This window comes from Pseudomonas sp. GW823-FHT03E05 (assembly GCF_058796855.1).
Map to the genome: position 1 here is coordinate 265,855 of NZ_JBXAJB010000004.1, position 23,821 is coordinate 289,675.

Annotated in this window: 25 protein-coding genes and 1 tRNA gene; 4 read left to right on the forward strand and 22 right to left on the reverse strand. The window is 59.7% G+C overall.

Going from position 1 to position 23,821, the window contains the following annotated elements; genetic code table 11:
- Window positions 1–6: 6 nt before the first annotated feature.
- From AC1RCO_RS18060 to AC1RCO_RS18145, 18 genes are all read right to left on the reverse strand, one after another.
- Window positions 7–1,239 carry an aspartate aminotransferase family protein gene (locus AC1RCO_RS18060; RefSeq protein ID WP_492617918.1) on the reverse strand — a complete coding sequence of 411 codons (1,233 nt, stop codon included), beginning with the start codon at window positions 1,237–1,239 and terminating at the stop codon, window positions 7–9.
- Window positions 1,240–1,688: 449 nt separating this feature from the next.
- A tRNA-Lys gene (locus AC1RCO_RS18065) sits at window positions 1,689–1,764 on the reverse strand.
- 63 nt (window positions 1,765–1,827) lie between these two features.
- Entirely contained in the window at window positions 1,828–2,517 is a 690-nt protein-coding gene (gene queC, locus AC1RCO_RS18070) for a 7-cyano-7-deazaguanine synthase QueC (RefSeq protein WP_210693736.1), read from the reverse strand.
- Window position 2,518: 1 nt separating this feature from the next.
- Complete coding sequence (gene queE, locus AC1RCO_RS18075; protein WP_011063011.1) at window positions 2,519–3,166, reverse strand: 7-carboxy-7-deazaguanine synthase QueE; 648 nt, start codon at window positions 3,164–3,166, stop codon at window positions 2,519–2,521.
- 166 nt (window positions 3,167–3,332) lie between these two features.
- Window positions 3,333–4,145 (reverse strand): tol-pal system protein YbgF, encoded by an 813-nt coding sequence (gene ybgF, locus AC1RCO_RS18080; RefSeq protein ID WP_011063012.1) that lies wholly within the window; start codon window positions 4,143–4,145, stop codon window positions 3,333–3,335.
- A 6-nt stretch (window positions 4,146–4,151) separates the two neighbouring features.
- Window positions 4,152–4,649 carry a peptidoglycan-associated lipoprotein Pal gene (gene pal / locus AC1RCO_RS18085; RefSeq protein ID WP_003227510.1) on the reverse strand — a complete coding sequence of 166 codons (498 nt, stop codon included), beginning with the start codon at window positions 4,647–4,649 and terminating at the stop codon, window positions 4,152–4,154.
- Between the two features lie 53 nt (window positions 4,650–4,702).
- The gene (gene tolB, locus AC1RCO_RS18090) at window positions 4,703–5,983 is read right to left on the reverse strand and encodes a Tol-Pal system beta propeller repeat protein TolB (RefSeq protein WP_015636767.1); all 1,281 of its coding nucleotides are present in this window, start codon (window positions 5,981–5,983) and stop codon (window positions 4,703–4,705) included.
- A gap of 17 nt (window positions 5,984–6,000) precedes the next feature.
- Window positions 6,001–7,062 (reverse strand): cell envelope integrity protein TolA, encoded by a 1,062-nt coding sequence (gene tolA / locus AC1RCO_RS18095; RefSeq protein WP_011063014.1) that lies wholly within the window; start codon window positions 7,060–7,062, stop codon window positions 6,001–6,003.
- Window positions 7,062–7,514 carry a protein TolR gene (tolR, locus tag AC1RCO_RS18100; RefSeq protein WP_011063015.1) on the reverse strand — a complete coding sequence of 151 codons (453 nt, stop codon included), beginning with the start codon at window positions 7,512–7,514 and terminating at the stop codon, window positions 7,062–7,064. Before tolR ends, tolA begins: the two co-directional genes overlap by 1 nt.
- A 13-nt stretch (window positions 7,515–7,527) precedes the next feature.
- The gene (gene tolQ / locus AC1RCO_RS18105; protein WP_011063016.1) at window positions 7,528–8,223 is read right to left on the reverse strand and encodes a protein TolQ; all 696 of its coding nucleotides are present in this window, start codon (window positions 8,221–8,223) and stop codon (window positions 7,528–7,530) included.
- Window positions 8,213–8,680, reverse strand: a complete 468-nt coding sequence (gene ybgC, locus AC1RCO_RS18110) for a tol-pal system-associated acyl-CoA thioesterase (RefSeq protein ID WP_011063017.1) — start codon at window positions 8,678–8,680, stop codon at window positions 8,213–8,215. The genes tolQ and ybgC overlap by 11 nt, the downstream gene beginning before the upstream one ends.
- A 138-nt stretch (window positions 8,681–8,818) precedes the next feature.
- Window positions 8,819–9,877: a Holliday junction branch migration DNA helicase RuvB gene (gene ruvB, locus AC1RCO_RS18115; protein ID WP_011063018.1), complete on the reverse strand. Its 1,059-nt coding sequence runs from the start codon at window positions 9,875–9,877 to the stop codon at window positions 8,819–8,821.
- On the reverse strand, window positions 9,878–10,486 hold the full coding sequence (ruvA, locus tag AC1RCO_RS18120; RefSeq protein WP_011063019.1) for a Holliday junction branch migration protein RuvA: 609 nt from the start codon (window positions 10,484–10,486) through the stop codon (window positions 9,878–9,880).
- A 114-nt stretch (window positions 10,487–10,600) separates the two neighbouring features.
- On the reverse strand, window positions 10,601–11,125 hold the full coding sequence (gene ruvC, locus AC1RCO_RS18125; protein WP_011063020.1) for a crossover junction endodeoxyribonuclease RuvC: 525 nt from the start codon (window positions 11,123–11,125) through the stop codon (window positions 10,601–10,603).
- Between the two features lie 129 nt (window positions 11,126–11,254).
- Window positions 11,255–12,001, reverse strand: a complete 747-nt coding sequence (locus AC1RCO_RS18130; protein WP_236184120.1) for a YebC/PmpR family DNA-binding transcriptional regulator — start codon at window positions 11,999–12,001, stop codon at window positions 11,255–11,257.
- 111 nt (window positions 12,002–12,112) lie between these two features.
- A complete protein-coding gene (gene aspS / locus AC1RCO_RS18135; RefSeq protein ID WP_011063022.1) occupies window positions 12,113–13,888 on the reverse strand; it encodes an aspartate--tRNA ligase in 1,776 nt (591 codons plus the stop codon).
- 95 nt (window positions 13,889–13,983) lie between these two features.
- Complete coding sequence (locus AC1RCO_RS18140) at window positions 13,984–14,205, reverse strand: FmdB family zinc ribbon protein (protein ID WP_010457489.1); 222 nt, start codon at window positions 14,203–14,205, stop codon at window positions 13,984–13,986.
- Between the two features lie 250 nt (window positions 14,206–14,455).
- The gene (locus AC1RCO_RS18145; RefSeq protein ID WP_011063023.1) at window positions 14,456–14,929 is read right to left on the reverse strand and encodes a Dps family protein; all 474 of its coding nucleotides are present in this window, start codon (window positions 14,927–14,929) and stop codon (window positions 14,456–14,458) included.
- A 464-nt stretch (window positions 14,930–15,393) separates the two neighbouring features.
- Between AC1RCO_RS18145 and AC1RCO_RS18150 the strand changes: the two genes are divergently transcribed.
- A complete protein-coding gene (locus tag AC1RCO_RS18150) occupies window positions 15,394–15,999 on the forward strand; it encodes a cold-shock protein (protein ID WP_011063024.1) in 606 nt (201 codons plus the stop codon).
- A 56-nt stretch (window positions 16,000–16,055) separates the two neighbouring features.
- Here the strand turns inward: AC1RCO_RS18150 and AC1RCO_RS18155 are convergent, their stop codons facing one another.
- Window positions 16,056–16,262: a SlyX family protein gene (locus AC1RCO_RS18155; RefSeq protein WP_011063025.1), complete on the reverse strand. Its 207-nt coding sequence runs from the start codon at window positions 16,260–16,262 to the stop codon at window positions 16,056–16,058.
- Between the two features lie 3 nt (window positions 16,263–16,265).
- Window positions 16,266–16,691: an HIT domain-containing protein gene (locus AC1RCO_RS18160; RefSeq protein WP_011063026.1), complete on the reverse strand. Its 426-nt coding sequence runs from the start codon at window positions 16,689–16,691 to the stop codon at window positions 16,266–16,268.
- Between the two features lie 930 nt (window positions 16,692–17,621).
- On the opposite strand from AC1RCO_RS18160, the gene AC1RCO_RS18165 reads away from it, so the two are divergent.
- Window positions 17,622–18,938 carry an OprD family porin gene (locus AC1RCO_RS18165; protein WP_065365302.1) on the forward strand — a complete coding sequence of 439 codons (1,317 nt, stop codon included), beginning with the start codon at window positions 17,622–17,624 and terminating at the stop codon, window positions 18,936–18,938.
- A 274-nt stretch (window positions 18,939–19,212) separates the two neighbouring features.
- On the opposite strand, the gene AC1RCO_RS18170 is transcribed toward AC1RCO_RS18165, so the two are convergent.
- Complete coding sequence (locus tag AC1RCO_RS18170) at window positions 19,213–20,055, reverse strand: mechanosensitive ion channel family protein (RefSeq protein ID WP_011063028.1); 843 nt, start codon at window positions 20,053–20,055, stop codon at window positions 19,213–19,215.
- Window positions 20,056–20,191: 136 nt separating this feature from the next.
- Complete coding sequence (locus AC1RCO_RS18175; RefSeq protein ID WP_011063029.1) at window positions 20,192–20,677, reverse strand: YajQ family cyclic di-GMP-binding protein; 486 nt, start codon at window positions 20,675–20,677, stop codon at window positions 20,192–20,194.
- Window positions 20,678–20,820: 143 nt separating this feature from the next.
- On the opposite strand from AC1RCO_RS18175, the gene AC1RCO_RS18180 reads away from it, so the two are divergent.
- Together AC1RCO_RS18180 and AC1RCO_RS18185 are read left to right on the forward strand one after the other, a co-directional pair.
- The gene (locus tag AC1RCO_RS18180; RefSeq protein WP_065365301.1) at window positions 20,821–21,738 is read left to right on the forward strand and encodes a putative 2-dehydropantoate 2-reductase; all 918 of its coding nucleotides are present in this window, start codon (window positions 20,821–20,823) and stop codon (window positions 21,736–21,738) included.
- 45 nt (window positions 21,739–21,783) lie between these two features.
- A complete protein-coding gene (locus tag AC1RCO_RS18185; protein WP_011063031.1) occupies window positions 21,784–23,820 on the forward strand; it encodes a sensor histidine kinase in 2,037 nt (678 codons plus the stop codon).
- Window position 23,821: the final 1 nt, after the last annotated feature.

Here is a 23,821-nt window from a genome sequence, read left to right on the forward strand (position 1 = left end):
TTGTTATTAGAGGGAGCGACAAACGCCCTGCAGTGTCTGCATGAATGCCTGGATTTCCTGCTGGGAGATGCTCAGTGGCGGGGTCAGCTTGACCGTCGCCGGATTGCGCCCGCCGGTGCGCACGATCACCCCGTGCTCCAGCAGCCGGTTGCGCAGCGCCAGTACATCAGCGCCCTGGCCCTCGAAATCGAAGGCGAGCATCATGCCGCGGCCGCGCACATTGACCACTCGCGCGTCCTGGGCCCCCAGGCCTTCCAGGGCCTGGCGCAGGTACGCGCCGTTGCTCGCCGCCCACTGCCAGGGCTGTTCCTGGTGGTAGATATCCAGCACCTTGGAAGCCACGGCACAGGCCAGCGGCATCAGGGTGAAGGTGGAGGAATGCTCGGCATAGCCCAGGCAGTCCACCAGTTCCGGGCGGCCTACCACCGCGGAAATCGGCAAGCCATTGCCCAGGGCCTTGCCCAGCACCAACAGGTCCGGCAGCAGTTGCGGGTTGCTGAAAAACGGCGTCCCGGTGCGGCCAAAACCGGTGTAGATCTCATCGAAGATGGTGATCACGCCGAAGGTCCTGCCCAGTTCGACAATCGCTTCGAGCAGCTCCAGGGGCACCGGATACATGCCCTCCGCTGCCTGGATCGGCTCGATGATCAGCGCCGCGGGCAAGCAATTGGCCTGCTGCGCCTGGCGCAGATCCTCGGCCAGTTGCTCGCGCCACAAGGCGGCCAGGGCCGGGTCCTGGTCGGCGGCGTAATCCAGGGCCAGGGCGGTCAGTTGCAGGCTGTCGCCACCGGCCAGGTGCTTGCGAAAACCGCGGTTGGAGGTCACCGACAGGGCGCCCTGGGTCTTGCCATGGAAGGAATTGTGGAAATACACCACGCCCTGGCGTCCGGTAGCCGCGCGGGCGATTTTCAGCGCCACCTCGATCGCCTCGGCACCGGTGACCGCGCCAAACACCGAAGCCTGCGCATAGGGCACCAGCCCCTCCAGCTTGGCGACCACTTCATGGCGCTGCGGGTTGTCGATGTTCCAACCGGTATGGATCAGCAGTTCGGATTGACGCTTGAGGACTTCGACCAGGTCATCGCGCTGATAACCCAGGTTAGCGGCACCGCTGCCACCGGACATGTCGAGGAAGGATTTGCCCTGCTCATCGTAGAGAAAGCACCCCTTGCCACGAATGACGGAAGGGCTGGAGGGGGCACTGCGCCTAACGGATATTGCAACTGCTTCTGTGAACATCCTGTCACCTTGAGTAAGCCGGGCTTGTGACTCACGCACAGACTCAGGGACAGATTCGTACAGGCAGGGCAAAGCCCTGCTGACTGCGAAGTTACCGACCCTGGTATGTGTTCTCCTTGCCAGGGACGCAACCCCTGTCGGCAATGGCGGCAAGATTTACGCGGGAGGCATTTGTGCTGTCAACGAGCCCCGCACTTATTCTGAATTTAAAGCGATAACCCCTGAAAAAAAGGGGGAATTCAGATAAAGCCCCTGAATTTATCAAGGTTTTTAGAGATGAGTCCGGCTACCGGCAAAAGGCCAGCCTCTGCAGAAGAGTTGATATTCAAGCAGTGAGAAGAAGACAAGCTGAGCAGCTGAGTGGCGGGATCACGGTTTTTTGCAAGGCAAAAAAAAACCCGGAAATCCTCACTTTCGTGGGCCTTCCGGATTTTCTAAACCGCCAAATATGGTGGGTCGTGTGGGATTCGAACCTACGACCAATTGGTTAAAAGCCAACTGCTCTACCAACTGAGCTAACGACCCGCTGTGTGGTGGCGCGTATAATACTGATTTCTAACGGGAATTCAACACCCTATATGAAAAAAATCAAAAATAAGGTGTTGGATCACTGATTCCGGCCGCCTTGAAGCCTTCAGCACGCAAACGGCAGCTGTCACATTTGCCGCACGCGTGGCCGCTATCGTCTGCCTGATAGCAGGAAACCGTCAGCCCGTAATCAACCCCCAGGCGCACCCCGGCCTGGATGATCTCGGCCTTGCTGAGGTTCTGCAGCGGCGCCTGGATACGAAAGCCCTGCCCTTCGACACCGGCCTTGGTCGCCAGGTTGGCCATGCGCTCGAAGGCTTCGACGAACTCGGGACGGCAATCCGGATAACCGGAATAATCCACCGCATTGACACCGATGAAGATATCCCGCGCGTGCAGGACTTCCGCCCAGCCCAGGGCCAGGGACAGGAAGACGGTGTTGCGTGCCGGCACGTAGGTGACAGGAATGCCCTCCCCCGGCGCCTCTGGCACCTCGATGGTGCTATCAGTCAGTGCTGAGCCGCCAATACCGTTGAGGTTCAGGCCGATCACCTTGTGCTCCACCACACCGAGGTCCCGGGCCACGCGCTCGGCGGCGTGCAACTCGGCCCGATGGCGCTGGCCGTAATCGAAGCTCATGGTGTAGCAGCGGTAGCCCTCGGCGCGAGCCATGGCCACCACGGTGGCAGAGTCCAGGCCACCGGACAGCAGGATCACGGCACGCTTTTCACTCGATGCTTGTTCAGTCATGTCAGCGCCCCGGCTCGTCATTCCACAGGTATTTATGCAACTGCAGTTGCAGACGTACTGGCAGGTTGTCGGCGACGATCCAGTCCGCCAGGTCTCGTGCATTCAAGTCATGGTGGCTGGGCGAAAACAGCACTTCGCCGGCGCGTCGCTCAAGACCGTACTGGATCAGCTTGGACACCGCCCAGTCATAGTCCTCGCGGGAGCAGATGACAAACTTGACCTGGTCGTTGGCAGTCAGCAGCTCGATATTCTCGTAGCGGTTGCGGTGCGCTTCCTTGGAGCCGGGAGTCTTGAGATCAAGGATCCGGCTGACGCGCGGGTCCACCGCAGAGATATCCAGGGCACCGCTGGTTTCCAGCGAGACCTCGTAGCCGGCATCGCACAAGTGCTGGAGCAAGGGAATGGCATTGGGCTGGGCCAGAGGCTCGCCACCAGTGACGCAGACGTAGCGAGGGCGGAAACCGGCAACCTGCTCCAGCAGGCTATCGAGGGTTCGCTGGCTACCCCCGCTGAACGCGTAGGCACTGTCGCAGTATTGGCAACGCAACGGGCAACCGGTCAGGCGCACAAAAACCGTGGGCAGCCCGGCAGTCCGAGTTTCCCCCTGCAACGAGTAGAAAACTTCGGTGATTCTCAATGTGTCTTGCATAGTCGCCACGGGCGTAACAGCTAAACAGGCTGTCCGCCTCCGTCAGGCACTTCAAGGAACCCCGCCATCGCGCAGATCCCAGGAAGCGTGTTTCAGAAAAAGGGCATGGATTCTAACGAAAAAACCCGCGACAAGCGCGGGTTTCTTGTAACGGAGGCCAACGCACTTACATGCGCTGCAGGTCCCGTTGGGCCAACTGAGCGGCGGAAGTGCCCGGATACTGGGCCACCACCTGCTGCAGGATGCCCTTGACCCGGTCGGTGTGACCGAGACGACGCTCTACGTCAGCCAGCTTGTACAGCGAATCCGGCACCTTGGCGTGCTTGGGATACAGCTGGGAAACCTTGGCAAATGCCTGGCCCGCGCCTTGCAGGTCGCCTTTGGCCAGGTTCACTTCACCCAACCAGTACTGGGCATTGCCGGCGTACTGGCTGTTGGGGTACTTGCGCAGGAATGCCGAGAAGGCCTGGCTGGCCTTGTCGAAATCCTTGGCCTTGATCAGGTCGAAGGCAGCATCGTAGTAGAGCTTTTCCTTGGCCGGATCACCGGGTTCGCTACTGGCGGCTGGCGCCTGAGCAGCGGCACCGGCAGCGCTGTTATCGCCACCGGCAGAAGAATTCTCAGGAGTTGCGGCAGGTGCGACACCGCTTCCTATGCGTCGATCAAGATCCTGGTAACGCTCCAGGCTTTCTTGCTTCATCCGCGCTACATCATTTTGCAGAACTTCGATCACACCCTGTTGGCGTGCAATCTGTTCCTGCATTTGCTGCAGTTGCTGGAACAGCTCGCCCTGTGCCGAGACAGGGGTCGAAACCCCTCCCCCGGCATAGGCGCCGTTCGTGCCATAACCCGCTGGCGGATAACTGCTCCCGCTATTGTTATAGCCGGAGTTGTTATCGACCACAGGAACCGCAGACCACGCCGCGAGCGGCGTGAGACTGAGAGCCAAAATAGTTACAGCACGACGGCACGTTCGCATGACGAATTACTTACGCAGTTCGACGCGACGGTTTTGAGCCCAGGACTGCTCGTCGTGGCCAGTAGCAACTGGACGCTCTTTACCGTAGGAAACCAGCTCCAGCTGTGCAGGGGAAACGCCCTGCAGAACCAGGTAGCGCTGAACGGCTTTAGCACGACGCTCGCCCAGAGCCATGTTGTACTCACGAGTACCACGTTCGTCGGTGTTGCCTTCCAGAACAACGCGAGCGCCGTTTGCTTTCAGGTCTTTGGCGTGAACGTCCAGAGCGCGCATGGCTTCTGGCTTCAGGTCCGAGCTGTCGTATTCGAAGTAGAAGGTGGTGATTGCGCGCAGAGCAGCTTCTTCGCTCAGGGAGCCATCAACAGCACCGGTGTTAGCGCCGTAACCAGCGTTTGGATCAACAGCGCCTTCACCGGCATTGTCGCCGCCTTTGGAGGAGCAACCTACAGCCACAGCCATGGCCAGAGCCAGCGCAGCAAACTTACCAAACTTCAACATTTCCATCGTGAAACTCCTAATGAACCCCAGTGTGTTAAGTGAAACATTGTAGCGCCGCGTCAGTTCAGGTAAGGGGACCAGGACGGTTCTCTGACTTCGCCTTGAGCGGTAGGAAGCGGGAGCCTCACACGTCCATTAATGGACACGAGCATCAAGACTCCCCGGCCCTGCTGGCGGGTGGCGTAGATTACCATGGTGCCGTTGGGCGCAACAGTAGCTGACTCATCAAGGTTAGTGTCTGTAAGGATTTTTACGCTACCGCGCTGCAAATCCTGAGCCGCTACCCGGAAGTTGGTGAAACCATCCTGGCGGTGAATCATTACCAGGGTCTTTTCGTCAGCAGAAAGTTTCGGGTTGGCGTTGTAGTTACCAATAAAGGTCACACGCTCGGCGCCACCGCCATTGATATTGCTTTTATAGACTTGCGGCTTGCCGCCACGGTCGGAGGTGAAATAGATGGTGGAACCATCCTTGCCCCAGAACGGTTCGGTGTTGATGCCCGGGCCACTGGTGACGCGGCTGATCTGCCGGGACGCCATGTTCATCACATAGATATCCGGGTTGCCGTCCTTGGACAGCACGAACGCCAGGCGGGTGCCATCTGGCGACCAGGCTGGAGCGCCGTTCAGGCCTTCGAAATTGGTGATCTGCTCACGACGCCCGGTATCGATGTGCTGGACGAAGATGCGCGGGCGCTTCTGCTCGAACGACACGTACGCAATGCGCTTGCCATCCGGAGCAAAGCGCGGCGACAGGATCGGCTCGCGAGACTGCAACAGGGTTACCGCCCGAGCACCGTCGTAGTCCGAACGCTGCAGGGTGTAACGGGTGTTGTTCACCGAGAAACGCTCAGCCGTCACATACAGCAGGCGCGTAGAGAACGCCCCCTTGATGCCGGTGAGTTTTTCAAAGGACTGGTCGGAAATGTAGTGCGACATGTCCCGCAACTGATCAACGCTACCCGACACGCTGCCGGTCAGCACTTGCTGCTCGGTCGCGACGTTGAACAGCGCGTACTGCACCTGCAGGCGACCGCCGGCTGGAACAATGCTGCCGACCATCACGTACTGGGCGCCCAGGGCTTTCCAGTCGCGGAAAATGACTTCGCTGGCCTGGGTCGGCAAGCTGATCATGTTCTGCTTTGGAATCGGTGCGTAGTAACCCGAGTTGCGCAGGTCATCACCGATGATCTGTGCCATGTCGTCCGGCAGCACGCTGCCGCCCTGCCAGCCAAACGGCACTACCGCAATCGGTGTCGCCCGATCACTGCCACTGGTGACCAGAATGTTTTTTTCATCCGCTGCCGCTATCCCTGCCATACAGCAAATAACGACAAGCATTCCTCGAAGAAGGTTTCTCACAAGGCTAGATCCTCAGGTGTGAATGTCATCTTGAATGAACGATAGGGTGCGAAATCCTTCGGACTCAAACCCTGCATTTCTGTCAAACGCCCAATGTTCTTGACTGCCGCCACCGCCGAAGCGTCGAACGGACCATCACCACTGGACTTGATCACGCTGACCGTGGTCACCGTGCCATCAGGCAACATGCCGATCCGCAGTTCCACCGTCATGCCCTTGCGCGCCGAAGGAGGACGAGCCCAGCCTTCCGCCGCACGAATGCGAATCAGGTCATCGAAACTGCCTGCGACACTGTCACCCACCTCATCCGACTTGGTGGCTTCACGCTCCGGCTTATCGGACAGCAAGTCCGCCAGGGCCTGGGCCTTTTTCTCTTCGGCAGATTTGCGCGCTGCTTCCTGGGCCTTCTTCTTCGCAGCGTCGGCCGCAGCTTTCTTCTTGGCATCCTCGGCGATCTTTTTCTTCGCCTCGTCTGCTTCAGCTTTTTTCTTCGCGTCTTCCGCGGCTTTCTTCTTCGCGTCTTCGACGATTTTCTTCTTCGCTTCTTCAGCGGCCTTTTTCTTGGCCTCTTCTTCAGCAGCTTTCTTGGCTTCTTCTTCGGATTTCTTCTTGGCTATATCAGCCAATTGTTTCTCTTCAGCCTTTTTCGCTTCTGCGGCTTTCTTGGCGTCATCCGCCTTCTTCGCCTCATCGGCTTTCTTGGCCTCATCGGCCTTTTTCGCTTCCTCGGCTTTTTGAGCAGCCTCTTCTTTCTTTTGTTCCGCGGCCTTGATCTCTTCCTGCTCGACCTTCTTCTGCTCCAACTGTTCGGCTTCGGTCTGGCGCGCGGCGGATTTCTTCGCCTCACCCGCAATCTTGTGATTGGTCTGGGTGGTTGCCGGACTCTTGGATTTGAGCTGGTACAGGGTCGCTTGAACGATCGGCTTGGCCGGGGGCAGTTCCGGGGTCATGGCAAAGCTGACGAACAGCATGCCAAACACCAGCACGTGCAGGGCAATTGCCCAGACACTAGGCCAGAAGTAGCTTTCCGAGGCGGACGGCTCTCGCTGTTGGTGCATCAGGGCGCCTCGGTAATCAGGCCAACGTTACCGACTCCGGCTTTCTGCAGGCCGCCCATGGCACCCATCACGGCGCCGTAGTCGACGGATTTATCACCGCGAATGAACACCTGGGTGTGCTTGCCGCCTTCATTGCCGGCACGGATGATCTTGGTCACCGCGTCGGTCATCTGCGGCAAGGTCATCGCCTTGTCCTGTTGCTTTTCAGTGTCGACTTCGCTGCCAAGGTTCCAGTAGTAGGTCTTGTCAGCCTTGATCGAGATGGTCAGCACCTGGGTGTTGTTGTCCTGGGGCAAGGCTTCGCTGGAAACCTTGGGCAGGTCAACTTTCACGCCCTGGTTGAGCATCGGCGCGGTCACCATGAAGATAACCAGCAGTACCAACATCACGTCGATGTAAGGCACCACGTTCATCTCGGCAACCGGCTTGCGTTTGTGGCGAACTCGGGCCATGGGTTTTACCTGCTCACTCTTCGCTGGTGTGCACTTTACGGTGCAGGATCGCCTGGAACTCGTCGGCGAAGGTGTAGTAACGGCTGATCAGCGTCTCGCCACGAGCGGCGAAGCGGTTGTAGGCGATCACCGCCGGGATGGCCGCGAACAGGCCGATGGCCGTGGCGATCAGTGCTTCGGCGATACCCGGGGCTACGGTAGCCAGGGTCGCTTGCTGGGCCTGAGCCAGGCCGCGGAAGGAGTTCATGATCCCCCAGACGGTACCGAACAGGCCGATGTACGGGCTGACGGAACCGACAGTGGCGAGGAACGGCAGGCTCTGCTCGAGCTTTTCTTCTTCGCGGGAAATCGCTACGCGCATGGCACGGGCCACGCCTTCCATGACCGCTTCAGGATCGACACCCGGTTGCTGGCGCAGGCGGGAGAACTCTTTGAAACCGGCACGGAAGATCTGCTCCACGCCGGAATCCGGATCAGGGTTGCTGCCCGCCTGACGGTACAGCTTGGACAGGTCGATACCGGACCAGAAGCGCTCTTCGAAGCTCTCCAGGGCACGTCGACCGGCACGCAGCAGGTTGCTGCGCTGAAAGATCATGATCCATGAAGTCACCGATGCGGCAACCAGGGTCAGCATTACCAACTGCACTACAACGCTGGCATTGCTGACCAGGCTCCACATGGAGGAATGGTCGACGACGTTAGCTTCCACGCTTTATCTCCTGCTCTGAGTGTGTACCCGCGCTGCTCTCGTCGGCAAAGGCCGTACGCAGAGCGTCTGGAATGGCGCGGGGTTTGAAATTGTCGGCGCGCACACAGGCCACCAGGAACTGCCCTTCACAGAGCAGCGCATTGTCTTTGGCTCGCCTGACCTGCTGAGTGAAGCGCAGGCTGACCCGGTTCAATTCGGTAACTTGGGCACTGACCAGAAGTTCGTCGTCCAGTCGCGCCGGCGCGTGATAACGCGCTTCGCTGGAGTGCACGACAAATAACAGGTTCTCCCCCACCAGCTGCGACTGGGCAAAGCCCAGGTGTCGTAGCCGCTCGGTTCGAGCCCGCTCCATAAACTTAAGGTAATTAACGTAATACACGATGCCGCCGGCATCGGTGTCCTCGTAATAAACGCGACAACGATGTGCGAACGGCTCAAGCCCGTTTTGCGCGCGCATACTCTAGTGCTTACTCCTCAGGTTGCCAATCCGGCCAGGCAACTGTTTTTTCATTCTTGTACGACTTTTCGTGATGTTTTAACCATGCCAGTCCCTAGGACAGCACAAACCCCGAATAAATCGACAAAGAGCGGGTTATTAATCGTCCACGGCATCGAGGAATTCGTCTACCACGGGCATGTCCCCCATTCGTGACGGAATGTTAAGACCGAAGTGCAGGTAGGCATGCCGGGTCACCACACGACCACGGGGAGTGCGCATGATATAGCCCTGCTGGATCAGGTACGGCTCCAGCACATCCTCGATGGTATGGCGCTCTTCACTGATGGCCGCGGCCAGGCTGTCGACCCCCACCGGTCCGCCGTCGAACTTCTCGATCATGGTCAGCAATAGACGTCGGTCCTGGTGGTCGAAGCCACGCTCATCGACGTCCAGCAGGTTCAACGCCAGGTCGGCGATCGGTTTGGTGATATGCCCCTTGGCCCGCACCTCGGCGAAATCCCGCACCCGACGCAGCAGACGGTTGGCGATCCGCGGAGTGCCCCGGGCACGGCGCGCGACCTCGAAGGCGCCTTCCGGATCCAGGGGCAAACCAAGAATGCCCGCGGAACGGCTGACAATGGTTGCCAGGTCCGCAGTGCTGTAGAACTCCAGGCGCTGGACGATGCCGAAGCGGTCCCGCAGCGGGTTGGTCAGCATCCCCGCACGCGTGGTTGCCCCCACCAGGGTGAACGGCGGCAGATCGAGCTTGATCGAGCGCGCCGCAGGGCCTTCGCCGATCATGATGTCGAGCTGGAAATCTTCCATGGCCGGGTACAGCACTTCTTCGACAATCGGCGAAAGCCGGTGAATCTCGTCGATGAACAGTACGTCGTGAGGCTCAAGATTGGTCAGCAAGGCCGCCAGATCGCCTGGGCGCTCCAGCACCGGGCCGGACGTACTCTTGATCGACACCCCCATTTCCTCGGCGATGATGTTGGCCAGGGTGGTCTTGCCCAGGCCCGGGGGACCGAAGATCAGGGTGTGGTCCAGGGATTCGTTGCGCCCACGGGCGGCCTGGATGAACAGTTCCATCTGCTCGCGCACGCTAGGCTGGCCGATGTAGTCGGCCAGGCTGACCGGACGAATCGCCCGGTCCTGGATTTCCTCGCGCTCACGGGGGCCCGTGGCGGCGATCAGACGGTCGGCTTCAATCACTTAAATCATTCCCTTCAGGGCTCGGCGGATCATGTCTTCACTGCTCAAGCCTTTGTCTTTGATCGCGGATACGGCCTTGCTGGCTTCCTGCGGCTTATAGCCCAGGGAGATCAGCGCGCTGACCGCGTCCGACTCGGCGCTGGCCACTGGCGCCGGCGCATCCGGCTGGTTCGGCACCAGGGCGAACATGCTCGGCACGGCTTCCCAGGCCTTGAAACGGTCCTTGAGTTCTACCAGCAGGCGCTCGGCGGTCTTCTTGCCGACTCCGGGCACCTTGGTCAGGGCCGAGGTGTCCTGGGCCTGCACGCAACGCACCAGCTCATCCACCTCAAGGCTGGACATCAACGCCAGGGCCAGTTTCGGGCCCACACCATTGAGACGGATCAACTCGCGGAAAAAGTCTCGCTCGCGCTTGCTGGCAAAACCGTAGAGTAACTGCGCATCCTCGCGGACGACCAAATGGGTGTGCAGGGTCAGGGGCTCGCCGACCGACGGCAGGCGATACAGGGTGGTCATCGGCACTTCGACTTCATATCCCAGCCCGTTTACATCAAGAATCAGGTGCGGCGGCTGTTTCTCAGCCAGGGTGCCGCGCAAGCGTCCAATCACGTTTCAGATCCTTAGGCGATGGCCAGCCCGCAGCTGGCGACTCGTTGGGCGAGCGTCTGCGCCGGCTACCCAGGCGCAAAACGCTCAATCCCTAAAATGACTGCGCTGATGCTATCAGAGACGCAGGCGGCCGCCACGACTGCGTGCTGTCCCCAGACCATGGGGCAGCAGGCTGGAACGGGTATGAGCGTGACAGATGGCAATGGCCAGGGCATCCGAGGCATCGATCTGCGGCTTGGTGGTCAGCTTGAGCAGGTGCATGACCATCATCTGCACCTGTTCCTTGTTGGCCCCGCCAGTGCCGGCCACGGCCTGCTTGACCTGGGTGGCGGTGTACTCGGCAATCTCCAGCCCCTCTTCGGCACCGGCAACGATCGCTGCCCCCCGCGCCTGGCCGAGCTTGAGCGCCGAGTCGGCGTTGCGCGCCATGAACACCTTCTCGATCCCCATGGTCACCGGACCGTAGGTCTGGATCACTTCACGCACCCCGCGATAGACGATCTGCAGCCGGTCGGGCAGCTCGCCAGCCCCGGTACGGATACAGCCAGAGGCCACGTACACACAGCCGCGCCCCGTGTCTCGAACCACGCCATAACCGGTAATGCGCGAACCGGGGTCGATGCCAAGAATAAGAGTCATAACGCCTGCTGCTTGAATAAAGAGGCTTGCCGGCCAGGACCGGAACAGCGAAAAGGCAGAAGCCGGAAGCGCCCTGCCGCGCAATGATCACGGCTTCGCACCTCCGGCCTCAAGGTTAGTGCAGTTGAATCAGCCGAGTTGCTCGGCGACCGACTCGGGAATATCCGCGTTGGAATAGACGTTCTGCACATCATCCAGGTCTTCCAGCATGTCGATCAGCTTGAGGACCTTCTCGGCGCCTTCCAGGTCCAGTTCGGCACTGGTGGTCGGCAGCATGACGATTTCCGCGTCCGCAGCAGTAAAACCCGCCGCTTCCAAGGCATTGCGCACGCCATAGAAACCGGCGAACGAGGTGAACACGTCGATCGAACCGTCTTCGTTGCTGACCACATCGTCGGCATCGGCTTCCATCGCCGCTTCCATCAAGGCGTCTTCATCGACACCGTCGGCGAAGGTGATCTGCCCCTTGCGCTCGAACAGGTAGGCCACCGAACCGTCGGTACCCAGGTTGCCGCCACACTTGCTGAAGGCATGACGAACAGCTGCCGCGGTGCGGTTGCGGTTGTCGGTCATGCACTCGACCATCACCGCCACGCCGTTGGGGCCGTAGCCTTCATAGGTCAGCTCGACCACATCGTCGCTGCCGGCAGCGCCGGTGCCACGGGCGATGGCCCGGTCGATGATGTCGCGGCTCATGTTGGCACCCAGGGCCTTGTCCAGGGCCAGGCGCAGGCGTGGGTTGGAGTTGGGATCGCCGCCGCCCTGACGGGCCGCGACGGTCAGCTCACGAATCCACTTGGTGAAAATCTTGCCTCTCTTGGCATCCTGACGCTCTTTGCGGTGCTTGATGTTCGCCCACTTGGAATGACCTGCCATAACTTGCTCCAAATTCTCTTTGAAACATTGCCCACGCCGCCTGGCGGGTGCGGGCAACAAAACTCGACCCATAGAAAAAGCGCACCCGAAGGTGCGCCTTATCGGGCCGGCTTATTCAGCCTTGGGCTGTTCGCGCAGGCGGATGTGCAGCTCGCGCAGAGCCTTGGCATCCACCAGACCCGGTGCCTGAGTCATGACGCAGGCCGCGCTCTGGGTTTTCGGGAACGCGATCACTTCGCGGATCGACTGGGCGCCGGTCATCAGCATCACCAGGCGGTCCAGGCCGAAGGCCAGGCCACCGTGCGGCGGCGCGCCGTACTTGAGGGCGTCCAGCAGGAAGCCGAACTTCTCTTCCTGTTCCGCTTCGCTGATGCCCAACAGGCGGAATACCGCTTGCTGCATTTCCTTGCGGTGGATACGGATCGAACCGCCACCCAATTCGGTGCCGTTCAAAACCATGTCGTAGGCGCGCGACAGAGCGGTAGCCGGGTTGGCTTCCAGTTCTTCCGGCGAGCACTTCGGCGCGGTGAACGGGTGATGCAGGGCGGTGAAGCTGCCGTCGTCGTTCTCTTCGAACATCGGGAAGTCGACAACCCACATCGGCGCCCATTCGCACGTCAGCAGGTTCAGGTCGTGACCGAGCTTGATACGCAGCGCGCCCAGGGCTTCGCTGACGATCTTGGCCTTGTCGGCCCCGAAGAACACGATGTCGCCGTCGACCGCGCCCACGCGATCGAGGATCACGTTCAGGTTGGCTTCCGGGATGTTCTTGACGATCGGCGATTGCAGGCCTTCAACGCCTTTGGCGCGCTCGTTGACCTTGATGTAGGCCAGGCCCTTGGCGCCGTAGATGCCGACAAACTTGGTGTAGTCGTCGATCTGCTTGCGCGGCATGCTCGCCCCGCCTGGAACGCGCAAGGCGGCGATGCGGCATTTCGGATCGTTGGCCGGGCCGCTGAACACCTTGAACTCCACTTCCTTGAGCTGGTCGGCAACGTCCACCAGTTCCAGCGGGTTGCGCAGGTCCGGCTTGTCGGAACCGTAGCGACGCATGGCTTCTTCAAAGGTCATGTGCGGGAATTCGCCGAATTCCAGACCCAGCACTTCCTTGAACAGGTTGCGGATCATGCCTTCGGTCAGGCCCATGATGTCTTTTTCGTCGAGGAAGCTGGTCTCGATGTCGATCTGAGTGAACTCAGGCTGACGGTCGGCACGCAGGTCTTCGTCGCGGAAGCACTTGGCGATCTGGTAGTAGCGGTCGAAGCCGGCCACCATCAGCAGTTGCTTGAACAGCTGTGGCGATTGCGGCAGGGCGAAGAAGCTGCCGGCGTGGGTGCGGCTCGGCACCAGGTAGTCGCGGGCGCCCTCTGGGGTGGCGCGGGTCAGGATCGGGGTTTCCACGTCGAGGAAACCGTTCTCGTCCAGGTAGCGACGGATGCTGGTGGTCATGCGCGAACGCAGGCGCAGCTTCTCGGCCATTTCCGGACGGCGCAGGTCGATGAAGCGATAGCGCAGACGGGTTTCTTCACCCACGTCCGAGTATTCGTTGAGTGGGAACGGCGGGGTTTCCGCTTCGTTCAGCACTTCCAGCTCGTAGCCCAGGACTTCGATCATGCCCGAAGCCATGTTGGCGTTGCCGGCACCGGCCGGACGCAGGCGTACCTTGCCGGTGATCTTGACCACGTATTCGCTGCGCACGCGGTCGGCGGCGGCGAAGGTTTCAGCGCGGTCCGGGTCGAACACCACCTGGGCCAGACCTTCACGATCACGGATATCGAGGAAGATCACCCCGCCGTGATCACGGCGACGGTGGACCCATCCGCAAAGGGTTACTTCCTGACCTTCCAGGCTTTCGTTCAGTTGGCCGCAATAATGGCTGCGCATCATGGTAGTGGTTTCACTTCTCGTAATTCGAAATTCGATGGAGGCCTTGCGCACCTCAAGGTGCCGGATAGTGCAAGAACTCGCGCGTGTCGTTCAACTTAGTCAGCTTTGTCGCCACCGGCCAGGTTCTTCTTGGAGCCGGTCTTGAAGTCGGTTTCGTACCAGCCGGTGCCGCTCAGGCGGAAACCAGGCATGGACAGCATCTTTTTCAGCTCGGGCGCCTGGCAGGCTGGGCAGTCGACCAGCGGCGCGGCGCTGATCTTTTGAATGGCTTCCAGCTGATGACCACAGGAAGCGCATTGATAGTCGTACATGGGCATGGGGGGCGTCTCGGCAATCCAGATTACTGCTTGAACTACAGCCAGAGCCCACGCCAAAGCCCGGGCTACGTAGCAAAGAGCGGGATTATATCCATTAAATCGGCCCTGTGCAGCCGTATGACCCCATCGCGGGCGTCACCGACCGTCAGGCATCTATCCGGCTGCAACCCCGGAAGGTCAGGAGAACGCAGGTGCTGCCTGCTGGGCGAGGGTGCGAACGGCGTACGGGACGCCATTCGCAGGAGGGGGCTTAACGGTTTTCCAGCAGAGAGCGCAGCATCCACGCGGTTTTTTCATGCACCTGCATGCGCTGGGTCAGCAGATCCGCCGTGGGCTCGTCGCTGACCTTGTCCAGCAACGGAAAGATGCCGCGGGCGGTACGGGTCACTGCTTCCTGGCCGGCGACCAGTTGCTTGATCATTTCCTCGGCGGCAGGCACCCCTTCCTCTTCCTTGATCGAAGACAGCCGGGCATAGATGGAATAGGCCCCCGGAGCCGGGAAGCCCAGGGCGCGAATGCGTTCGGCGATCAGGTCCACTGCCAGGGCCAGTTCGTTGTACTGCTCTTCGAACATCAAGTGCAGGGTACGGAATTGCGGGCCGGTGACGTTCCAATGGAAATTATGGGTTTTCAGGTACAACACGTAGGTATCCGAAAGCAGACGGGAAAGACCGTCGACGATGGATTTACGATCTTCTTCGCTGATACCGATATCAATTGCCATGTTTCTCTCCGTTATCGGGATGGATTCACCCATTCATCTGCCGGACCACTCTAGCAAGAGTACCGCCCCTGCGCCGCCCAGGATCGTCAATCGGCCTGCGGTGGATTGTCCCGTGGCCCGGCCCGGGATAAACCTCACTGAGTTCGAGTCAGGTCAGACAGCAGCAGAAATCCGACGTTCCTTGGAAAAATCACCGCCATCTGTCTAGAACAGGCTTTTGCCCGATTCTCCGAGCTCGGCCTGCAGAAGCGCTCATTTGTACGCCCGGGCCAAGCCCCGCTGCTGATTTGAGAAGGCCTGGGCTTTGCTGTTAAATAGAGCCCGTGTCGCTGTTGCCTATTTCTTCGGCCAGCGCGCATAGGCTGACACCGCGTACGTAACCACCGCCTCACCTATTTGTTCAGAAGCGAACCGTGCGTGATCAGCTCCTCCTTGTGCTTCCTTCTTAACGTGAGTTAATCAAAATGTTGAAAATCGTCCACCTGCTGACAGGCATTGCAGCTTTGCTGCTGTCCTTGATTCCGAGTCTGAGATCTGACGCGGTTCCCTACCTGCAACAACCCGATGCTCTTTACCTGGCCCTTTTCGGCCTGCTCAACCTGATCCTGGCTCCAGTTATTCCCTACTGGAACAAAGGCTCTCGTCATCACCTGCAAAATCTGGTCAGCGCCCTGCTGGTGCTGGTCGTTGTACTGCAAACCCTCACCCTGCTGGCCCCCATGCCAGTCATTGGTGGCCAACCGGCGGTTCTGGTCAGCTTGCTGACTGCACTGATCGCCGTAGTCCTGCACCTGGCCATCAGCTTCTACAAGTCATCACCTTCCGCTTCCGCCACGCCAAGCTACGATATGAGCAATCGTGATACCGGTACCGTGAAGTGGTTCAACACCTCCAAGGGCTTCGGTTTTATCTCCCGGGATTCCGGCGATGATATTTTCGTGCACTTTCGCGCCATTCGCGGAGAAGGCCATCGCGTCCTGGTGGAAGGCCAGCGCGTGGAGTTCTCGGTAATGAACCGTGACAAGGGCCTGCAAGCCGAAGACGTGATTGCCGCGCTGCCGCGCCGCTGATCGGCCGCCCATAAAAAACCGCGCCCAGGCGCGGTTTTTTATGGCCAACGATCCCCTCAATAATGAGGGGGTGGCGCTTCCTCTTCGAACGACTCGAACTGCCCGACCATTTCTTCCTGGCGCTTGAGCAATGCCGCCATCTGCAACTGCAGGCGCTCCACTGCCCTCTGCTGGGCCACCAGCACATCGTTCAAGGCCTGAATGGTGTCATCCTGAAACGCCAGGCGGCTCTCCAGGTCGGTTACACGCTCTTGCAGACTCATGCCTCACCCCTCCAGAAACTGAAAATCATCGGTCAGCACCAACCGCAGGCGTTCACGGATCGCCGCCACTTGCTCGGTGCTGTAAGGCTTGGCCGGATGCTTGCCCCATACCGGTGCCGGCCATGCCGCATCATCACGCCTGCGCACGATCACGTGCATATGCAGTTGGCTCACCACATTGCCCAACGTCGCCACATTCAACTTGTCGGCATCGAACGAGTCCTTGAGCAACTCGGCCAGCGCGGTGGTTTCCTGCCATAGCTGTTGCTGATCGGTGACATCCAGTTGAAACAACTCGCTGATATCCTCGCGACGCGGCACCAGGATGAACCAGGGATAGTTGGCGTCATTGGACAGCAGCAACCGGCAGAGGGGGAAATCCCCGAGGGTCAATGTGTCTTGTTGCAGCCGTGAATCTAAAGTGAACACCGCGTTTACTCCCGCTCAGCTTGTTTCAGCCCGGCGTCCAGTAGACGGACTCCTGCCAGGCGACAGACGCGCAGCATACCTGCGAATGCCCTGCGCTTCATGACCAATGAGCCAGAGACCGGACAGCACACACCCAGGCACGGCAAGGAGCCGATCGCGATGCAAAGGCCACGCCCCACAGCAGGACATTTTCTCGCGCCTCGCACCATTTGCGCCCACAACCCGCAGACCATTCGGAAAATGACCCGAGCCAACCCTTGCGCCCCTTATTTTGCCTGGGCCTGACTGTATGAATCGTGCACAGCGTTGCAAAAGTTTTGCACCAGAATCGCACAGGCGGTCTACGCTAAATTCCTCAAGCATCCGCCGTTTACTCACTTTGCAGTGTGCAGCGGTAACGTTTCGCCGCACTGTGCAACTTAATGCACAGCCCTGCACCAGGAAAACCACAGAGTCAAGCCAAACAAAACGCCCCTTGAAACAGCGGTTTTATGCGGTTTTTACAGGCCCGAACGGCTCTTTGAAGAAAAATGGGTGGCTAGATTCAGTTTGTGCACGCTTGTTGCATTCAACCCCGCATCGTCTGCAACGGTCTAACGGAAGTCAGGCCTTACAGACTCATAATAATAGTGGCAGGGCTGCCCCGCGGTGCTTTTTAGAGTGTGTGCATGGGGACTTGTTTCCTTCATTCTCGGCTTCGAAAAACACTGCTGAAAGTTGTCGGCCTGGATACAGACTGACTGCAGAATTACGACGCCTATCGAGCAAATTGCGACAGGGCTGTAAAGAAGCTGAAAGGATAGATAGGCAAGTATCGCCAACATTGTCAGCGTGATATAAGTTTGCGCCGACACAAAAAGAAAGAGCCGCCCAGATAAAAAAACAGGTGGGACGGCAGTACTCTTCTAAAAACCAAAGGAGCAAATCACGATGCGCGTGATGAAGTGGAGCATGATCGCCCTGGCTGTATCAGCAGGCACCTCGCAGTTTGCAATTGCATCCTCCCAGGACGATGCAAAAGGCTTTATCGAAGATAGCACCCTGACAGCCAAAACCCGTCTCGAGTACATGAACCGTGATTTCAAGAACGGTGCAGGCAACCATGCGCGTGACGACGGTACTTTCAAGAGCGGCTATCGCCAAGATACCGGCCTGAGTGAACTGCTGCAGTACAACTCCGGCTTCACTCAGGGCACCGTAGGCGTCGGTGTCGATGCTTTCGCCATGGGCGTGATCAAACTCGACGGCGGCGCAGGTCGCTCCGGTAACGGCCTGGCCGCCAACAATAGCCTCGGCCAACCCGAAAAAGACTCTTCGGCCGTAGGCGGCGCAGTCAAATTCCGCATCTCCGACACCGTGCTCAAGTACGGCGACCAGATGGTTGCAAGCCCTGTGTTCTCCACCGACGACAGCCGTCTGCTGCCTGAAGTGGCCACCGGTACCTTGATCACCAGCAAAGAGATCAAAGGCCTGGAACTGAACGCTGGTCACTTCACTGCACTGCGCTCGCAAACCGGCCAGTACAACGACAGCATCAACGGTCGCAACGGTGACACCGGCCTGAAAAACCCGGGCCTGACCGCTGCCGACTTCGCGGGCGCTACCTACCAGTTCACCGATAACTTCGTCGGTGGCGTGGCCGCGTCCAAGGTCGATGACTACTTCAAGAAGCAGTACATCAACCTGAACTACACCTTCCCGATCGCCGATAACCAGTCGCTGAACCTCGACTTCAACGGCTATCGCACCGAAGACGACGGCAAGAAGCTGTACGGCAAGCTGGACAACAAACTGTGGAGCCTGGCGGCCGCCTACAGCATCGGCCCGAACAAGTTCACCATCGCCCACCAGCGCTCCACCGGCGACACCAACTACCTGTACGGTGTTGACGGCAACGGTACCGTCTTCGTCGCCAACTCCATCCAGATCTCCGACTTCATCGGTGAAGACGAGCGCTCCTGGCAGGCTCGCTACGACCTGAACATGGCGACCCTGGGTGTTCCAGGCCTGAGCTTCATGGCCCGTTACGTGAAGGGTGACAACATCACCACTTCGTCGAACACCGAAGGCAAGGAAAACGAGTTCAACTTCGAAACCAAGTACGTGATGCAAGAAGGTCCAGCCAAGGACCTGTCGTTCCGCCTGCGTAGCGCTGTGTACCGTGCAAACGGTGCTTACAACAAAGACTACACCGCAGACAACAACGACGTTCGCATCATCGTAGAGTACCCACTGAGCATCTTGTAATATCGATGCCCAGCTGATTGCGCTAACGCGCAGCACTAATAAGAACCGCCGCTCCTAATCAGGGCGGCGGTTTTTTTTGCCCCTGGAAAAGTACCAGATCAAATACACAATTAAATAGCAAGCTAACTAACAGGAGTGCTTGGGATAGTCCATGTTCCGCCTCGAAAGCAGATTCACTAGTTGCTATTGGCTAGTATCGAAAACAAACAAGGGGCTGATAGCCCCTTGTCTTGAACAACATTAGCTGACCGAACGGCCAGGTCATGAAACTGACTTATTGCGCTGCTGCTTCCTGAACCACTCGAATCACCCGTTGTGGAAAAGGAATATCAATGCCCGCTGCCTTCAAGCGATCACGGGACAACTCATTGAACTGGAACAGCACGTCCCAATAGTCCGAAGTCTTGACCCATACCCGCAGCGACAAAGTAATAGCGCTATCGCCCAGGGTAGAAACCACAGCTACCGGGGCCGGATCGGCCAGTACCCGCTCATCCTTGGCCAGTTCCAGCAACACCTCGCGGGCCTTCTGCAGGTCCGCGTCATAGTCCACACCCACGTCGAACACCACCTTGCGGGTCGGCTGACGGTTGTAGTTGGTGATGATGCCGTTGGACAGGTTGCCGTTGGGCACGATCACTGTCTTGTTGTCACCGGTACGCAGCACGGTGTGGAAGATCTGGATGCTGTCGACGGTACCGCTGATGCCCTGGGCTTCGATCCAGTCACCGATACGAAACGGGCGGAACAGCAGGATCAATACCCCACCGGCGAAGTTCGCCAGGCTGCCTTGCAGCGCCAGGCCGATGGCCAGGCCGGCAGCACCGATCGCGGCCACGAAGGAGGTGGTTTCGACACCGATCATCGAAGCCACACTGACGATCAGCAGGACCTTGAGAATGATGTTGGCCAGGCTGCTGATAAAACCTTGCAGCGCCAGGTCGGCATTGCGCAGCGCCAGCAACTTGCCCACTTTGTGAGTCAGTTTGTTGATCAACCACCAGCCGATGGCCAGGGTGATGACAGCCAGCAGCACCCGGCTGCCGTATTCCATGATCATTGGAATCCAGGCCTGGGAGGCCCGGACCAGATTGTCTACTTCAGCGTTCAAATCCATCTATTTCTCCAGATTCCCGGGGTTGCGGCGCACATGACTGACAGGCAGAACGACCAGCCCCGCGGGAGCTCAATCGTTTCTGCCATTCCTCCGGCCTCGGACGCCAATAAGCTCTAGAGGTTCCCGGAGAAGCCGATCAATCGCGGAAGTTGTTGAATTGCAGCGGCATGCCGAACTCTTTGGCACGCAGGGCGGCGATGGCCTCTTGCAGGTCGTCACGCTTTTTGCCGGTCACCCGTACTTGCTCGCCCTGAATGGCGGCTTGCACTTTCAACTTGGCGTCCTTGATATGGGCGACGATTTTCTTCGCCAGTTCTTTATCGATACCTTCCTTGAGGACCGCTTCCTGCTTCATCACCTTGCCCGAGGCATAGGCGTCCTTGACCTCCAGGCACTGCACGTCGATCTTGCGCTTGACCAGGGCCAGCTTGAGGATCTCGATCATCGCTTCAAGCTGGAACTCGGCCTCGGCGGTCAGGTTGACGGTCAGTTCCTTGTCCTTGAACTCGAAGCTGCCCTTGCCCTTGAGGTCGTAGCGGCGATCCAGTTCCTTGACGGCGTTTTCCACCGCGTTGGTGACTTCGTGCTTGTCCAGTTCGGATACCACGTCAAACGACGGCATGTAATCTCTCCAAATAAAAAGGGGCGCTGTTCAAAACATCGAACACGCCCGGCTTGCGGTTAAAATCCGCGCTCATTATAACGGGTCTTTCCCCTCCTTCACCCCGCGCCCTCCCCCGGGCGGCCAAACAGAGCGAAAACCTGATGTCCACCACCTGGCATGTTCTCGGCGCCGGCAGCCTCGGCACCCTGTGGGCCTCCCGCCTGGCCCGCGCCGGCTTGCCGGTACGCCTGATTCTGCGTGACGCCGCCCGCTTGCAGGCCTATCAGGCGGCCGGCGGCCTGACCCTGGTAGAACAGGGCCAGAGCAGCCTGCTGGCAATTCCCGGGGAAACCAGCACCAGCAGCGCCCCCATCCAGCGCCTGTTGCTGGCCTGCAAGGCCTACGACGCCGAGGCGGCAGTGGCAAGCATCGCCCCGCGCCTGGCGCCGGGAGCCGAACTGATCCTGCTGCAGAACGGCCTGGGCAGCCAGGATGCCGTGGCCGCCCGAGTGCCCCAGGCACGCTGCATTGCCGCCTCCAGCACCGAGGGCGCCTTCCGCGATGGCGACTGGCGCGTGGTCTTTGCCGGCCACGGCTACACCTGGCTGGGGGACTCGGGGCACCCCACGCCGCCGATCTGGCTCGACGAATTGGCGGCCAGCGGCATTCCCCATGAATGGAGCACCCAGATCCTCACCCGGCTCTGGCGCAAGCTGGCACTCAACTGCGCGATCAACCCACTGACGGTACTGCACGACTGCCGTAACGGTGGCTTGCAGCAGCATCATTGCGAAGTGGCCACCCTGTGCGCCGAGCTGAGCGAGCTGCTGCAGTGCTGCGGGCAACCCGCCGCAGCGCAAAACCTGCAACAGGAAGTGGAACGGGTGATCCTGGCCACCGCCGCCAACTATTCCTCAATGCACCAGGATGTCAGTAACGGGCGACGCACCGAAATCAGCTACCTGCTGGGTTACGCCTGTGAAGCCGCTGCCCGGCATCGCCTGCAACTGCCCCATCTGCAGCAGTTGCAACAGCGCCTGGTGAACCAGTTGCAGCAACGCGGATTGCCCAGCGCCTGAGCAGCGGCTACGCTCCCCACTTGCTCATTTCCAGCGATATAGCCGATGCCATTGCGCCAGCGCCTCGAAAACCTGCCAGTGGGCCAAAAGCTCCTGGCCGCCCTGCTTGTCCTGCTGACCACCGTTCTGCTGGTCGCCAACCTGACCTTTATCAGCGCGGCCTACTGGATCTCCCAGGAAAGCATGGCGCCCCAGGCGCTGCAGACCATTGGCCGCCTGGTGTCCAATCCGACCCTGGCGATCCAGGCGCTGAACTCCCCCGAAGATGCCGAGAAGCTGCTCAACGAACTCGACAGCTATACCCCGCTGCGGGCTGCCGCACTCTATGACGGCAAGGGCCAGCGCCTGGCCCAGTTGCAGCACGGCGAACGCCTCAAGCTGCCCGAACGCTACCGGCACATCGAAGCCTGGCAAATGACCGAGTTTCGCAGCAACCAGGTCATCACCCTGCCCCGCCCGGGCCAGGCCCCCGGCCACCTGCTGCTGGTGGCCACCAGCGAACTGCCGATGGCCTTCTACACCGGCACCCTGACCGCCAGCCTGGGAATCCTGATCTTCAGTGTGCTGCTGTGGCTGGTCATCGCCCGGCAGATCAAGCGCCTGATCACCCAGCCGATCCATCAGCTCGAGGAACTGTCGCGCCAGGTCACCCGCGAGGAGAACTACGCCCTGCGCGCAGCCCGGGGCAACCACGATGAAATCGGCAGCCTGGCAGAAGCCTTCAACACCATGCTGTCGCGCATCGAAGCTCGCGAGCAGCAGCTCAAGCGCGCCCGGGACGACTCCCAGGCCGCCTACGACCAGGCCCAGGGGCTGGCGGAGGAAACCCGCCATACCAACCGCAAGCTGGAACTGGAAGTCCAGGTGCGCAGCAAGATCGAGAAGAAGCTCACCGGCTTTCAGAACTACCTCAACAGCATCATCGACTCCATGCCCTCGGCGCTGATCGCTCTGGATGAACAGCTCTACGTCACCCAGTGGAACCAGGAAGCCAGCGCCCTGTCCGGCACCCGGCTCGACGAAGCCCTGAACCAGCCGATCTTCCTCGCCTTCGAACCGCTCAAGCCGTTCCTGCCGCAACTCAAGGAAACCGTCGAACAGCACACGGTGACCAAGGTCGAGCGGGTCACCTGGTTCAAGGACGAAGAACCCAAGCACTACGCCCTGACCTTCTACCCCCTGATGGGGGGCGCCGGACGCGGGGTGGTGATCCGTATCGACGACATCACCCAGCGCCTGTCCCTGGAGGAGATGATGGTGCAATCGGAGAAAATGCTTTCGGTGGGCGGCCTCGCGGCCGGCATGGCCCATGAGATCAACAACCCGCTGGGAGCGATCCTGCACAACGTACAGAACATTCGCCGACGACTGTCTGCCGACCTGCCAAAGAACCTTGAGCACGCGCAGCAGATCGGTGTTGAACTGCAGACCGTCAATCGCTACCTGGAAAGCCGCGAAGTGCCGCAACTGCTCGATGGCATTCAGCAGGCCGGAGCCCGGGCGGCGAAGATCGTCACCCACATGCTCAGCTTCAGCCGGCGCAGCAACCGCCAGATGGCCCCCTGCGACCTGCCGGCGCTGATCGACCAGGCGGTGGAGATCGCCAGCAACGACTTCGACCTGGCCATTGGCTTCGACTTCAAGGGCCAGGCGATCATTCGCCAGTTCGACCCGAACCTGGGCCCGGTTGCCGGCACTGCCAACGAACTGGAACAGGTGCTGCTCAACCTGCTGAAAAATGCCGCCCAGGCCATCCATCAGCGCGAAGATGACAGCGAACCCGGACGTATCATCCTGCGTACCCGTTTGAATCCGCCCTGGGCAGAGATCCAGGTGGAGGACAACGGAATCGGCATGAGCGAAAACGTGCGCAAGCGTACCTTCGAGCCCTTCTTCACCACCAAGGAAATCGGCCAGGGCACCGGGCTCGGCCTGTCGGTGTCGTACTTCATCATCACCAATAACCACAAGGGGCAGATGGAGGTGCAGTCCACTCGCGGGCAGGGCACTTGCTTCACCTTGCGCCTGCCCCTGGCCAGCAGCCAGCCGCTGGTCCAAGAACCGTTACCACTGGAGAATTGAA